Consider the following 14,087-nt stretch of genomic DNA (forward strand, 5'->3'; position numbering starts at 1 on the left):
ATGGGAAAACCAACTGGTTTTATGGACTACGAACGCCAATCAAGGCACGAACGTGACCCTAAGACACGAACGGATGATTGGGATGTTTATACGTTACCTCTTGAAGAACATGAATTAAAAGAACAAGGTGCTCGTTGCATGGATTGCGGGATTCCAACTTGTCATACGGGTATTATGATAAACGGGATGACTTCAGGTTGTCCCGTACATCACCTTATACCGGAGTGGAATGATTTAGTTTACCAAGGCCAATGGGAGGAAGCCCTGAAGCGAGAGCATAAGATGAATAACTTTCCAGAATTCACCGGACTAGCTTGTCCGGCCCCGTGTGAAGGAGCTTGTGTCCTTGGAATTAATGAGCCACCGGTTGCCATCAGGACAATTGAGCTGGAAATCATTAATCGAGGCTTTAAGGAAGGTTGGGTGAAACCGGAGCCTCCAAAGACCCGGACGGATAAAAAGGTTTCAGTTGTTGGTTCGGGTCCAGCCGGATTGGCTTGTGCAGCCCAACTTAATAAAGCGGGACACCGTGTCACTGTTTTTGAGCGTCATGATCGTGTTGGGGGTCTTTTAACGTATGGGATACCTGAAATGAAGCTTCCTTATTCTGTTGTTGAGAGAAGGGTCAATATTCTTAAAGAAGAGGGGATTACCTTCGTAACAAATACAGACGTGGGCAAGGACTATCCCATTACTAAGTTACAATCTGAATTTGATGCGATCGTTCTATGCGGCGGTTCAACAAAACATCGTGATATACAAGTAGAAGGAAGAGAGCTAAAAGGAATCCATTTTGCCATGGATTTTCTTCATGCCAATACAAAAAGTTTATTGGATTCCAACCTTGAGAACGGTGAGTATATATCCGCAAAAGACAAAGATGTGGTTGTCATTGGCGGTGGGGATACAGGTGTAGATTGTTTGGCTACTTCTGTACGTCATAAATGCAAAAGCTTAACACAATTTGATATTTATCAGAAAAAGGGCGAAGTTCGGGAAGATGATAATCCATGGCCGCAATGGCCCGTTATCCATCAAGTGGAGTATGGCCAAAAAGAAGCCGCAGCCACGTTCGGTGATGATCCTCGAGCCTATGCGGTGATGACGAAAAGGTTTGTGGGGGATGAAAATGGGCATGTCAAAGAAATTCATACCATTAACGTTGAAACCACAACCGATGAAAACGGACAGAGAATTCGAAAAGAAATCCCTGGTACAGAAAAAATCTGGCCCGCTCAGTTAGTATTACTCGCGATTGGATTTAGTGGTCCAGAGCAGGATTTACTTCAAAAAATGAACGTCGAGACTGATAATCGTTCAAATGTAAAGGCTGAGTATGGAAAATATAAAACAAATATCGAAGGGGTTTTTGCTGCAGGTGATATGCGTCGTGGTCAAAGTCTTATCGTCTGGGCTATAAATGAAGGAAGAGGTGCTGCTAGGGAGTGTGATAGATATTTAATGGATGAAACAAATTTACCTTAGAATAGTACATGTAATTAGAACTAAAATGTCTACCCAGGCATTATCTTAATAGTAGTCACACATTTTCTTTTATTAACTTTCATAAGTAGTTTAAAGACTGTTATTTGCTTAGGTTATATAAAGTCACACTCTACACACATGTGGAGTGCGTGAACAAAAGAAGAAGGTGAAACGTTTTTGCTGAATTACACATCCAAATCATTTTACACATCCTCCGACCACGAGGTATCTTAGTAAGTAGAAAAGCGAATTAATCAACGTTTCTTACACATTGTAAGGAACGTTTTTATTTATCACCAATATAATTCATACAAAAATCGTATGCTTACTTGTCCTTAATCAAGCAGAAATAAATATGGTAAGGCATAGTATTAAGGTAAAAAAGAAAAAATAAAGTTCGTTAACCAACATGAAACACTCATAAATGTTGTTTTTCAATGTTTGTAAGTGTTTTTTATTTTGGAAATGCGTACATTATACAAATCTTGTTATAGCTTAACAGGGGAGTGATAGGTGCGATAAAATAGTTTTGTCACAAAATATTCACTTTTTTATGTAAAACACACAGCCCCTTTTCTTCATTTAACACTATATCTCCTAATGAAAAGAATTTACTTAGAAGAAAGGGCAGTGATTGAATACGGCAAAATATCGAATGGTGCGTACTGATTTTGGGAAGAATCCGATTGTTTCAGAGGAGATGACTCCTGAGGAAAAGTATTTTTATCTCTATCTTCTTATTTTCTAAAAATGGCATTAATAAATAGAATGATCCAAACTTTCGAAAAGTGAATTTTTTTTAAAAGCACTGTTATATTTCGACAACGTTTTTAGTTAACGTACCTTATACTTTTAATTGGATAGAGGAATTGATAGAAGATCGTAAAGTAGATTAAACAAGCGCCAGTTTACTCTGTGCGCTTTTTACCTTTCATCATATTGGATTAGATATTTTAAGGAAAAGGACAATCTATCAGTTTATGAAACATCAAAACTCAGATTGAGTTAGGCGGAGGGATTTAGGTGAGTGTAAACATCGAAGTACAGCTGATTGATCATTATGCTAAATTAGAAGATAAAGTTTTGGTAGAGTTAGCTCAAAATGGAGATAGTGAGTCGTTGGTTTTTTTAATTAATAAATATCAGCATTTTGTTCGTATGAAGACGAGACCTTACTTTTTAATTGGCGGAGATAAAGAAGATCTTGTTCAAGAGGGAATGATTGGTTTATATAAAGCGATTCGAGATTTTAGAGAGGAAAAGATTGTCAGCTTTCATTCTTTTGCTGACCTTTGTATCACTAGACAGATCATAACAGCGATCAAAACGGCTAATCGTCAGAAACATGGCCCTTTAAATTCATCTATTTCCTTGGACAAGCCTCTTACTAGTGAGGAATCAAATTATACTCTTATGGATATGATCCCTGGAGAAAAAATAACGAATCCGGAAGCATTCATAATTAACCAAGAACAAGCTAATGATATAGAACTAAAAATAATAGAATTACTAAGTGATTTAGAAAGAAGAGTGTTGACTTTATATATGGATGGACAATCCTATGCAGAAATTTCTAAAGAACTTAACACACATGTAAAGTCAATTGATAATGCTCTTCAACGAGTAAAAAGAAAATTGGAACGACATCTCGATATACGAAAGGTTATCTGACCTTGAACCTAATTATGATAGTATCATTAAATAGAAAGGAAAAAGGAATATGACTTTTATGACAAACTTAACATTACGTCAAAAAATGTATACAATTGATTTTAGCCGACCAAAAGAAACGAACGAAGCATTATTGGATTTTTTTATGGAAGTGCAAAAGATAAAAGGTCACGAAACAGACTTCTACTATAAAATAATGAACAAAATTGTAATTGGAAATTCGAAATTTGTGGACTTTAAAACAGTCCAACTTGCAAAGTCTATCGAGCAAGAAATCATTCGTTCAGCATAGGGAAAGAATGGTGTCTGACAGGATCAATTTTACCTTTATGAGAATATTGATTTGGAGCAAACCTTAATGCTCATGATAGCATTTGCAAGTTTGGTATTGTCAATCATATCTTTTAGAGACAAAAAATAACCCACTTTTGAGCGTTGGAGTGCAGCAGGGTGAGTTATTTACCTTAACACGCTAAAGTCCATTGAAGGGAACCTGCTATTATATGACTGTTTGGTGTTCTAGCACTGAACAGTCTTTTTTAGTTTAAGCTTTATCTACTAATATTCTAACTAAAGATTCTGTGTTGGAAAGTCTGGTGGTCATAATTGAAGTCATGATTTATCTTCTAAAATGGGTGAAGTCATTAAAATTACTCAATACAATGAAGAGTATGGAAAAGTATAACAAAAATTAGTTTGAGCCTAGTGATCTAGAACTGTTCCTTAGGAAAAAAATATGGGAAGGTGAACAGTCCAGATTACCTTACATACAACCGAGGATAATGATTCTGTAAGTAGTGCTTGGGGAATTTTAGCAGTAATATTTCAATAAAAAGTTGGTAAACAAACTTGGTTGAACAAGGAATTAATTGAAAAGTAAAAGTAATTTTACGGTTACATTGTATGACATTGTGAAAAAGTATATTTAAGTTAAAACAATAAGTACCTAAAAAATATATAAAATGCTTTGTAATCAAAGAAAGAAATAAACAACCTCACCTTGTAAGAGATTGTGGGTTGTTTATTTGGTCTTTTTATATTTTTATTTTATGTTTCTCGTAAGATGGGAAGGGTACAACAACGGAAGGAGCCACCAGATTTAATGATTTCTGTGATATCCACTTCAATAACTTGAAATCCTCGGTTACGAAGCTGTTTGTTTACCTTCTCATTTACCGGCAGACTTAATACTTTTTTGTTGCCAATATTTAACACATTTGTGCCTAATTGAAATTGTTCTTCTTCCGAAACTTCAATTAATTCATAGCGTGAAGAGAAAAGCTCAATGTCTTTTTTCGTTAAGGCATTTGGGTAAATCAGGGCCACTTCAGGTGAAACGACGTTAAATACACAATCCAAATGCAGGTATTTATCTTTAAACGGGATGGGAATGACATTGAATTGAGTCAAAAGAAGCTGTAATTGTTCAGCAGCTTTTTGGTTCGTTCGATTGCTTAGCCCCACGTAAATTGTTTCCTGGTCAATCACAACATCTCCGCCTTCAATTCTTTCTCCCTCTAAATTATAATAAGAGATTTCTTCATCATCCAGCCATTGTTTAAGAACGTTTTCCTCCCCTGCCCGAACATCCGTAGCCATCTTAGCAACAAAAATTGTTTGCCCTAGTGTAAATCCAATATCACGAGTAAATACCTGTTCAGGATATTTTTTATGATAAGGCAATAAAATAACCTCAATGCCATTATTTTTTAGCGTTTTGACCAAGTCTCCGTGCTGCTCGAGGGCACGTTCTATATGGATACCTTCATTTTTAAAATGCTCCTGAGTTTCATTAATGACTTCACGGATTGTCATATATTGTGGCTGACACAGGATTGCACGTTTTAAAACATCGTATTCACTCATGCAAAAAGTCTTGTTATTTGTGTTTTGGCTTTCTTCCATTTTCGTACTCCTGTCTTCTGTTTATAAACTAGGTTCTCCTAAATGATCGTTATTATTTAAAAAACGGCATTTTTTAAAACAACGCTGATTTATATTGGCGAGATGTACCGTACAAAATCCCCATACCCCTAAATGTGATGGATAGTGGAACGGTTAAAAGGAATTGGATAGGGTTTTTGCGAAGTTTTCTAAAAAGGTGCCGGGTAACTCTGTAAGCGATTAACTTGATGAAAGTCGAGGCTGGGAATGTCAATACTACTAACAAGAAGGAGCATCCGCTACAGTAGACAGTAAACCAGATGTATGGGCCTACCTTTTTAACCTTTTTTAATTTACCTAACTAGCTAACTTTACCTTTGTCAATTTCTATTACACCTTGTACTATATAACTAATGATTTTAACGATTAGGTGATGACATGCTACCCGAAATAAAGCTCTCTGTCCGTACATTAGTTGAATATGTGTTTCGAAGTGGAAGTATTGATAATCGATTTCGGACTCATGCAACCCTTACGGAAGGGACAAAAGCCCATAAGGCCATACAAAGTACGTATCAAGAATCAGATCAAAAGGAAGTTTTTCTTAAAACGGAAATGGAATATGAAAAGCTGATGTTCATGATTGAAGGTCGTTGTGATGGGGTGCTTCTTCGTGATCATGACATCCTTATTGATGAAATTAAGTCAACCTCAAAAGACTTGAGTGAAATCGAGGAGGAGACATACCCTGTACATTGGGCACAGGCAAAGGTGTATGCCTATATGTATGCAAAAGATCATGAACAGAAAGAAATGAATGTCCAATTAACTTACATACATACTGTTACAGAAGAGCAAAAGAAATTTCAAAGACATTTTACGTTTCAGGAACTCGAACAGTTTGTAAATGAGCTTGTAAAGCAGTATTTTCCCTATGCCTCTCTTATGGAAAACCATCGAATAAGAAGAAATCACAGCATTAAAAAGTTGTCCTTTCCGTTTGCAGCATATCGAGAGGGTCAACGTAAGTTCGCAGGTGCCATTTATAAAACCATATCAGAGGAAAAAAATATTTTTGCAAATGCACCTACTGGTATTGGAAAAACCATTTCTACTATCTTCCCAACAGTGAAGGCGATGGGAGAAGGAAAGCTTGAACGAATGTTTTACTTAACGGCAAAAACAATCACAAGACAAACCGCCGAAGAGGCTTTTTCAATTATGAAAACGAAAGGCTTGTGTATGAGCGCTATTACAATTACGGCAAAGGATAAAGTATGTTTTAAAGAGGAAACCCTTTGTCAGAAGGAGTATTGCGAATTTGCGAATGGATATTACGATCGCATAAATGAGGCTGTTCTAGATATTTTCTCTCATGAAACCTTTATTAATCGGCAGACAATCGAGGAATATGCGAGAAAGCATACGCTTTGTCCATTTGAATTTTCCTTAGACTTAGCATTTGTAGCAGATACCATTATTTGTGATTACAACTATATTTTTGACCCGAAAGTGTCACTAAAGCGATTTTTTGATGACCATAAAAGACAGTCTGCCTTATTAATCGATGAAGCTCATAATTTAGTTGACCGAGCCCGAGAGATGTTTTCAGCTGAATTACAAAAGTCAGATTTTCTTACATTAAAACGTGCCTATAAAGGGTCCGATTTGTATGAATCTGTTCATAAAATCAATAAATCTTTTATTGAAATGAAGAAAAAGTGTTCTGAGAAAGGGCATCTTGTGTGGGAGGAAATAGATGAGGACCTCATCAACATGGTTGAAGAATTTGTTCGTAACGCTGAGTTCGAATTATTGCAACCAACAAAATCAGTCGACCAAACCTCGCTATTAGATACATATTTTGCCGCAGCGGGATTTGTTCGAATCTCAAAGCTCTATGATGAACGGTATGTGACATATGTGGAAACGGAGAAAAATGAGGTTCATATCAAACTGTTTTGTTTGGATCCTTCTCATCATTTGCAGCAGATTCGTAAAAAGTTTCGAACAACTGTCTATTTCTCTGCCACACTATTACCACTTCAGTATTTTTTGGATATGCTTGGTGGTACATCAGAGGATTACACACTTTCAATTCCTTCACCATTTGCAAAAGAACAAACAGAGGTCTTTCTTCAACCATTATCGACCAGGTACCACGACAGAGACCATACAAAAAAGCAGATCATTGACATGCTCTCAAAGCTTTTGAGAGAACGAAGTGGAAACTATCTGATTTTCTTTCCTTCCTATCACTATATGAATAGTGTATATGAAGACTTTACCGCAAGCTGTCCTGAAATCCGCACCATCATTCAAACGAACAGGTTCGATGAGAATGAACGGGAACAATTTTTACGTGAGTTTAAAGAAGAAAGGTCGGAACCATTTATTGGCTTTGCTGTATTAGGTGGTATTTTCTCTGAAGGTGTTGACTTGAAAGGGAATAGGCTTAATGGTGTTATCGTTGTCGGAGTAGGCTTGCCACAGCTTTGCCTAGAACGAAATATTATGAAAGATTATTTTCAAACAACAGGAAAAAACGGATATGATTACGCCTATACCTTCCCTGGAATGAACAAGGTGCTACAGGCAGGAGGCCGATTAATCAGGTCTGAGACAGATACAGGAGTGATTGTATTAGTTGACGATCGTTTTCTTACTCAGAAATATCAAGGGCTTTTACCAATGGAATGGAGGGACTTTACTAGGATCTAAAGAGCCTATTTTTAAAAATTTGAAAGCTATCGGTTTGACTCCGAGCACCGGTGTCTGATTAAGATTTAAAAACGTAAATAATCCCGTTTCTTACACATTGTAAGGAACGTTTTTTTATGATCACATATATAATTCATACAAAAAAATTGTGTACAAAAAATCGAGGGAGTAACTGTCATTAATCAATGAGTAAGGAATAATGGGGGTGAAAGGTATGTGGCATTCATTTGTCATTTATTCATTTTATGTTTACTTATAAGGGAATCGGGTACATATCAAAACAGAAGGATTAATAAAAATTGGAGGGAATTTATCTATGGCTACAAAAGACATTGCTATGCATGAAAAATTAGAAGTACATGAAGTATTGTTATTTAAAACGTCCTGTGTAAAGAAAGGCACAGCTATGTTAGAGCTTGTAGAAGATAAAGATTTAAAGAAGATATTAGAAGAAGATGTCGAAGCATCCACTAATGCGGTCAAAAAACTATCAAAAATTTTGGGAGAAGCATAAAAGGAGGATATATATGACTACTAAAACAGAAAAGTTAAATACTCTTAAAGATATTATTGATGATCAAACAATTGCAACTGACCTGCTGCTGTCTGCCAAATCCGGTGTAAGATCATTGGCGGTGGCTATTACAGAGACAGCAACACCAGAAATTAAAAAAGTATTAAAAAGTGAACTCGAAACTGCGATTGGCCTTCATGATAAAATTGCCCAATACATGATAGAAAAAGAGATGTACCATGCATATGATATCAAAGAACAAGTTTCTCAAGACCTCAAAAATGCGGAAGAAGCTTTGAAAATAGGACAAGATTAAATAAAATAGAGCCGAGTGGTCTTTGATCTGACCCAAGAATGTTAGACATATTTGATTAAGCGGCTTCCAAGACCTGAGTTCGGTATTCTACCGGGCTTAGGTCTTTTAATTTTGCCTTCATGCGTTTGTGATTATAGTACTCAATATATTGCTTCAATTCCTCTTCAAAATGTTCGAAACTATCAAATTCTTGTAAATAAAGCAATACAGATTTTAACACGCCAAAGAAACTCTCCATCGCGGCATTATCAAGACAATTTCCCTTACGGGACATGGTCTATTAAAGAATGATAGATCATAAGGATTATCAAAGAAAATGTCATTGAAAGGCGGAAAAATGGATAAAGATGAGAACATACTCGTAGCCAAGCTGTTAAAGCAAAAGAAGGCATAAAACAGAATCTTCGTTGTAAAGTGGTTTCGCTTGTTACTAATAAGAAGTGGCATTCCTTACCGAAAGAAACTCGAAAAATGGTAGAGAGAAATAAGAAATACCTGGTGTGGACCTTGTTGTGATATCGTTCAAATTGAAAATTTCACCATAAGTGAAACAAAGTTTGGCATAACTCTGGATGGGAATGTAAACGATGTGGGAATAAAGTGAGACTTCCATCAGTGGGGGTTTTCTTCATCCCCCACTGATGGTTAGCGAAACTTATCGGATCTTTACGGGCAGTTACCTCCCACTTATCTCCTTTGTTTCTATTGAATCTTGAAGTTGGAGTCTTACTGCACGTTAAGAATGGGATAAAGTGACAAAACTACTAAACAGTAGAAAGAAGGGGATAAAAATGGAAGCCATCGTCTTAGCTGCTGGATATTCCAGCCGAGCGAATGCGTTTAAAATGACTTTGAAACTGGGGCAAATGACCGTGTTGGAGCATACGATTTCTAAATTTGAAGGATTATGCAGCAGAGTCATCGTCGTAGCTGGGTTTAAAGTGGAACTCATTCAAGAGGAAATTGCAAAAATCTGCAATGAAAATGCCTTTTCATTTAAGATAAAGGTTGTTTATAATGAAAACTTTAATCAGGGAATGTTTACTTCAATTCAAAGGGGCTGCAAAGAAGTAAATGCCCCAAACTTCTTTCTAACACCCGGAGATTGTCCGCTTGTTAAAAAAGAGACCGTACAGCTAATAGCAAAACACAAAGGGAACGTAGTGATTCCAAGCTTTAATTATAAAGGTGGTCACCCCATCAAATTATCAAGCGAAGTGAAACAGAAAATTCTCGAAACCAATCCAGAAAGTAATTTGCGTGTGGTCCTGGGCGGTTACGAAAAGGAATACCTTAATGTAGATGACCCGGGAGTAATAATGGATGTTGATACGCCAGCGGATTACCAAAAAGCCATTGATGTAGTGAAAATGAATTGATGAAAAAGGTAATGAATGACACGTACATGATCGATCTTCATCTACTTTTGCGATGATCTAAAAATTACATGAAAGAGTAAACGTAATAGATTGGTAACTTAGAATAAGCTCAATTATCGGGCTTTTTTTATTTGTGGGGGAAAAGTAAAATAGCTTTATTTACTAGAAATGATGTAAGGATTGATTCCTATCTGTTTCGTTTATGCCAATTGTAAAGGGCGAATCAAACAAATTTATTAAATATAAAAGGTAATAAGGTCTCAAGTTTAACAAAGCCTAAAAAATAATTAAAAACAACAATAGTCTTTTCATGAAATTAATCATAAAATATCATTCTTATCTATAAAATCGTAGGAAGAGGTTTGTATCAATAATATGTCACCTATAAAGTGAGACTTCTATCAGTGGGGGTTTTCTTCATCCCCCACTGATGGTTAGCGAGACTTATCACGCTTAGTACGCCACTTCCTATGGCTTACGCCTGACTTGGACGTCCTGTCCTTCGTCGGATCTTTACGGGCAGTTATATTCTTTGCTTCTCTTGAATCTTGAAGTGGGAGTCTTACTGCCCGTTAAGAATGGGATAAAAATGAGTCGAAGGGTGTTGTTGCAATGAATCTAAAAGACATAAGCACCTCAGTGCCAAAAAAGGACCATAAAGGGAAAGTATCTGGCCAGTTGGCCTATATTAGTGACGTGAAAGTAGAAAATATGGTTTATGGTGTTTTGTATCGGTCGCCAATTGCTTATGGAAAAATCATATCTATTCAATTACCAAACCTTCCAGAAGGATATGAAGCTGTTGGTGCCGAGCATATCCCCGGACCGAATTATGTCAAAATGATCAAAGAAGATCAGCCCATATTTGCGGGTGAGTGGGTCAATTATATTGGTGAGCCGATTCTCATGCTGGTTGGAACAGATCTGAATATCCTGTACCGTTTGTTAGATGAAGTGAAGATTGAATTTGAAGAACATCAAGCTATTTATACATTGGAAGAAGCAATCAAACAAAAATCAACATCCGCGTGTTTTGCAAGCTATGAATTTGGTGAAAGCTTAGCAAATATTTCAGCTATCGAGCAGGGAGCTCATCAAATTATCGAAGAAGAATATGATACGGGCTATCAGGAGCATGTCTACCTTGAGCCACAAGGTATGCTTGCCATTTATAAGGATGATGAAATTGTTGTCCAGGGATCGATGCAATGTCTTTATTATATAAAAAATGCATTGCTAAGCGCTTTAGCATGTGGTGAAGATGAAGTCAGAGTTGTTCAAAGCCCTACTGGCGGAGGTTTTGGCGGAAAAGAAGATTATCCTTCGATGATGGCGTGTCATGTAGCCGTTGCTGCAAAAGCAGTCAAAAAATCGGTGATGCTCGTGTTCGACCGTTCTGAGGATATGGTGGTTACGACAAAAAGGCATCCTGCCAAACTCAAATATCGAACAGCCCTTGATAAGGAAGGAAATATTTTGAGCATGTGTGTTGACATTTTTCTTGATGGCGGAGCGAATGAGGGATTGAGCTCTGTCGTGCTGCAGCGCGCATTAATAAACAGTGCAGGTGTTTATAAAATTCCTCATTTTCATGCAAAAGGCTTTTGTTTAAAAACCAATACAGTTCCGAACGGTGCCTTCAGAGGCTTTGGTGCTCCACAAAGCTTTGCCGGAATCGAAAGTCATATGGGACATCTTAGTAAACTAGCAAACATCGAATCACTTAAATATAAACGGAAATACCTCGTCAAACAAGGAGACCCCACCATCACCAAAGGTCAATTCCGCGACCCAATATTAATGGAAGAAATGATTGAGGACCTGCTCAACGTGTCAGATTACAATAAGAAAAAAGGGGAGTTTCAGCGTTTCAATCAGCAAAATCATCGCTATAAAAAAGGCATAGGAACGTCGCTGTTCCTCCACGGATGTGGATTTACAGGCAGCGGTGAAAGAGATCATATTAAAGCAACGGTGAAGCTGGCTAAATCAAAGGACGAAAAGGTTATGCTAAAAATCTCAAATTCTGATATAGGACAAGGCATTTTGACGACGCTGTGTAAAATTGTCGCCAAAGAACTAGATCTCCCGTATGAAGAAATTTTATACCCTTATCCCGATACAAAAGAGGTTCCCGACTCCGGTCCGACAGTAGCCTCCAGGACGACAATGATCGTGGGAAAATTGCTTGAACGTGCCGCAAAAAAACTTAAGGCTCAGTGGCAAATAGGGGTGGAACAGGAAATAGTAGAGAACTATGTTCACCGTGAAATGATTCCTTGGGACGAGAAAACCTTCACTGGAGATGCCTACCCGGCTTATTCATGGGGTGTTAATATCGTTGAAGTAGAAGTTGATCGATTAACAGGAAATGTAAAGTTAGAAAAAGTATACGGCAATTATGAAGTTGGGAAGGTCATTGATGAACGGATTATGAAAGGTCAAATTGACGGTGGTTTAGCCCAAGGATTAGCGTACGGTTATCTAGAAAAGATGACGTCAAAGCAGGGCAGAATCCAGCAAAAAAGCATAACAGATTATGGACCCCCTACTTCATTAGACGTTGTTTCGATCGAAAGCAAGGTCTTTGATAATCCATATGCTGATGGTCCATACGGAGCGAAAGGGGCAGGTGAATTGACTTTAATAGGCGGCGCTCCAGCAGTCCAAGCAGCGGTCGAGGATGCACTGCAAACTTTTTTTCAGCAAATTCCAATTACACCAGAAGTCATTATTGAAAGTCTTTGGGTGAGAGAAGGTGAAGAGGTTGATTAAATTTACACTTAATGGAAAAGTGGTTGAAACTAACGCACCTGCCACAGAAAGATTACTAGATTTAGTAAGAGATGAGTTTGAGTTAATCGGAACAAAGGAAGGCTGCGGTGAAGGCGAATGCGGAGCCTGCAGTGTTTTTGTGAATAACCTCCTGCAAAACAGCTGCCTTATACCAATTGGCTCGATTGATGGGGCTGATATACAAACGATTGAAGGGATCATGGAAACGGACCAATTTAAGATTTTAGATGAGAGCTATTCAATTGCTGGAGGAGTGCAATGCGGATATTGCATTCCTGGAATGGTCATGGCAAGTGCAGCTTTATTATCCAAAAATCCTTATCCTTCAGAGGGTGACATTCGTGAAGGTATTTCCGGAAATCTGTGCCGATGTACGGGCTACAATATGATTGTTGATGCGATTAAACTAGCAGCTAAAAAAGGGGACGGCTTATGGCAGAAAAAATAACCGCGTATCGCTTCGATCGTTTAGACCAAACGTTGACCCAATTGAATAAAGAAAACTGTGTAATCATTGCTGGAGGCACCGATGTCATGGTCCTTCACAAAAGTCGAAGGGGAGTCCCCCCGAAAATCCCTAAACCAATTGTTTTTATAGATCACCTTTCTGAGCTAAAGCGGATCTATCAAAATCATAAGGATCTCCACATTGGTGCCTGCTGTACCTATAGCGATTTACTTGAAGACCCGTTCATTCCAATCCCATTAAAGAAGGCAATCAAAACGATTGCGGCACCGGCAATTAGAAACAGAGGGACATTGGGAGGAAATATTTGCAACGCTTCTCCAGCTGGGGACACACTGCCATTATTATATGTATACAACGCAAAACTTTTGCTGCGCTCCGTTCATGGTGACCGTGTCGTAGCGATTAATGATTTTATTCAAGGGCCACGAAGGGTTCAACGTCATTACAATGAAATGTTGGTTGAAATTATCTTGCCATCCGTATTAGAAGAAGGCTCTCATATCGTTTTTGAGAAAATCGGCAACCGCAACGCAGACGCAATTGCTAAAGTATCGTTTGCAGGATATATCCGGATAAATGGTGTTCGAATCGAGGATGTTCGCTTTGCATTCGGTGCGGTCGGACCTACTATCGTTCGTTCCATTGATATTGAGAAGAAGTTGTATGGATTGACCATACCACTAACAGAAGCAGACATCGCTCAGATTGTGGCAGCCTTCGACAAAATCATTAATCCAATCGACGATCAGCGCTCCACTGCAATATACAGAAAAACAGTGGCCTTAAATCTTTTACGTTATTTTCTTTGCATGAAGCAATATCAATCGAATTAATGCTTAAAAAAGGGGGAGC

Annotated in this window: 12 protein-coding genes and 1 pseudogene; 11 read left to right on the plus strand and 2 right to left on the minus strand. The window is 37.8% G+C overall.

Translation table 11 applies throughout. The features are described 5' to 3' along the window. The 4 genes from GMB29_RS09960 to GMB29_RS28030 all read left to right on the plus strand — a co-directional run bounded on the left by GMB29_RS09960 (nt 1) and on the right by GMB29_RS28030 (nt 3,577). Nucleotides 1–1,485, plus strand: a complete 1,485-nt coding sequence (locus GMB29_RS09960) for a glutamate synthase subunit beta (RefSeq protein ID WP_136357459.1) — start codon at nt 1–3, stop codon at nt 1,483–1,485. A gap of 1,023 nt (nt 1,486–2,508) precedes the next feature. Continuing rightward, nucleotides 2,509–3,156 carry an RNA polymerase sporulation sigma factor SigH gene (sigH, locus tag GMB29_RS09965; protein ID WP_136357462.1) on the plus strand — a complete coding sequence of 216 codons (648 nt, stop codon included), beginning with the start codon at nt 2,509–2,511 and terminating at the stop codon, nt 3,154–3,156. A 58-nt stretch (nt 3,157–3,214) separates the two neighbouring features. Continuing rightward, nucleotides 3,215–3,448: a hypothetical protein gene (locus GMB29_RS09970; RefSeq protein WP_227551650.1), complete on the plus strand. Its 234-nt coding sequence runs from the start codon at nt 3,215–3,217 to the stop codon at nt 3,446–3,448. A 51-nt stretch (nt 3,449–3,499) separates the two neighbouring features. After that, a complete protein-coding gene (locus GMB29_RS28030) occupies nt 3,500–3,577 on the plus strand; it encodes a putative holin-like toxin (protein ID WP_406600344.1) in 78 nt (25 codons plus the stop codon). A 626-nt stretch (nt 3,578–4,203) separates the two neighbouring features. Here the strand turns inward: GMB29_RS28030 and GMB29_RS09975 are convergent. Then, nucleotides 4,204–5,061 (minus strand): dimethylarginine dimethylaminohydrolase family protein, encoded by an 858-nt coding sequence (locus tag GMB29_RS09975; RefSeq protein ID WP_136357467.1) that lies wholly within the window; start codon nt 5,059–5,061, stop codon nt 4,204–4,206. A gap of 417 nt (nt 5,062–5,478) precedes the next feature. Here GMB29_RS09975 and GMB29_RS09980 point away from each other — a divergent pair, with 417 nt between their 5' ends. The 3 genes from GMB29_RS09980 to GMB29_RS09990 all read left to right on the plus strand — a co-directional run bounded on the left by GMB29_RS09980 (nt 5,479) and on the right by GMB29_RS09990 (nt 8,591). Further along, nucleotides 5,479–7,761: an ATP-dependent DNA helicase gene (locus GMB29_RS09980; protein WP_136357469.1), complete on the plus strand. Its 2,283-nt coding sequence runs from the start codon at nt 5,479–5,481 to the stop codon at nt 7,759–7,761. 316 nt (nt 7,762–8,077) lie between these two features. Next, complete coding sequence (locus GMB29_RS09985; protein WP_136357471.1) at nt 8,078–8,275, plus strand: spore coat protein; 198 nt, start codon at nt 8,078–8,080, stop codon at nt 8,273–8,275. A gap of 13 nt (nt 8,276–8,288) precedes the next feature. Further along, complete coding sequence (locus GMB29_RS09990) at nt 8,289–8,591, plus strand: spore coat protein (protein ID WP_136357473.1); 303 nt, start codon at nt 8,289–8,291, stop codon at nt 8,589–8,591. A gap of 55 nt (nt 8,592–8,646) precedes the next feature. Here the strand turns inward: GMB29_RS09990 and GMB29_RS09995 are convergent. Continuing rightward, nucleotides 8,647–8,868 (minus strand): annotated as a pseudogene (locus GMB29_RS09995) (transposase); the annotation flags it as partial. A gap of 514 nt (nt 8,869–9,382) precedes the next feature. Here GMB29_RS09995 and GMB29_RS10000 point away from each other — a divergent pair. The 4 genes from GMB29_RS10000 to GMB29_RS10015 all read left to right on the plus strand — a co-directional run bounded on the left by GMB29_RS10000 (nt 9,383) and on the right by GMB29_RS10015 (nt 14,068). Beyond that, nucleotides 9,383–9,970, plus strand: coding sequence for a nucleotidyltransferase family protein (locus tag GMB29_RS10000; RefSeq protein WP_136357475.1), 588 nt, complete (start codon nt 9,383–9,385; stop codon nt 9,968–9,970). Between the two features lie 612 nt (nt 9,971–10,582). After that, nucleotides 10,583–12,745 (plus strand): xanthine dehydrogenase family protein molybdopterin-binding subunit, encoded by a 2,163-nt coding sequence (locus GMB29_RS10005; RefSeq protein WP_136357477.1) that lies wholly within the window; start codon nt 10,583–10,585, stop codon nt 12,743–12,745. Further along, the gene (locus tag GMB29_RS10010) at nt 12,738–13,214 is read left to right on the plus strand and encodes a (2Fe-2S)-binding protein (RefSeq protein WP_136357479.1); all 477 of its coding nucleotides are present in this window, start codon (nt 12,738–12,740) and stop codon (nt 13,212–13,214) included. Before GMB29_RS10005 ends, GMB29_RS10010 begins: the two co-directional genes overlap by 8 nt. Further along, nucleotides 13,199–14,068, plus strand: coding sequence for an FAD binding domain-containing protein (locus tag GMB29_RS10015; protein WP_136357482.1), 870 nt, complete (start codon nt 13,199–13,201; stop codon nt 14,066–14,068). Before GMB29_RS10010 ends, GMB29_RS10015 begins: the two co-directional genes overlap by 16 nt. Nucleotides 14,069–14,087: the final 19 nt, after the last annotated feature.

This window comes from Metabacillus sediminilitoris, from assembly GCF_009720625.1.
Lineage (GTDB): Bacteria > Bacillota > Bacilli > Bacillales > Bacillaceae > Metabacillus > Metabacillus sediminilitoris.

Bases quoted from the DNA above. Each gene is read 5' to 3' on its own strand.
- GMB29_RS09980 (WP_136357469.1), top strand. From the start codon at position 5,479: ATGCTACCCGAAATAAAGCTCTCTGTCCGTACATTAGTTGAATATGTG.
- GMB29_RS09975 (WP_136357467.1), bottom strand. From the start codon at position 5,061: ATGGAAGAAAGCCAAAACACAAATAACAAGACTTTTTGCATGAGTGAA.
- GMB29_RS09990 (WP_136357473.1), top strand. From the start codon at position 8,289: ATGACTACTAAAACAGAAAAGTTAAATACTCTTAAAGATATTATTGAT.
- GMB29_RS10000 (WP_136357475.1), top strand. From the start codon at position 9,383: ATGGAAGCCATCGTCTTAGCTGCTGGATATTCCAGCCGAGCGAATGCG.
- GMB29_RS09960 (WP_136357459.1), top strand. From the start codon at position 1: ATGGGAAAACCAACTGGTTTTATGGACTACGAACGCCAATCAAGGCAC.
- GMB29_RS09985 (WP_136357471.1), top strand. From the start codon at position 8,078: ATGGCTACAAAAGACATTGCTATGCATGAAAAATTAGAAGTACATGAA.
- GMB29_RS09970 (WP_227551650.1), top strand. From the start codon at position 3,215: ATGACAAACTTAACATTACGTCAAAAAATGTATACAATTGATTTTAGC.
- GMB29_RS10005 (WP_136357477.1), top strand. From the start codon at position 10,583: ATGAATCTAAAAGACATAAGCACCTCAGTGCCAAAAAAGGACCATAAA.
- GMB29_RS10015 (WP_136357482.1), top strand. From the start codon at position 13,199: ATGGCAGAAAAAATAACCGCGTATCGCTTCGATCGTTTAGACCAAACG.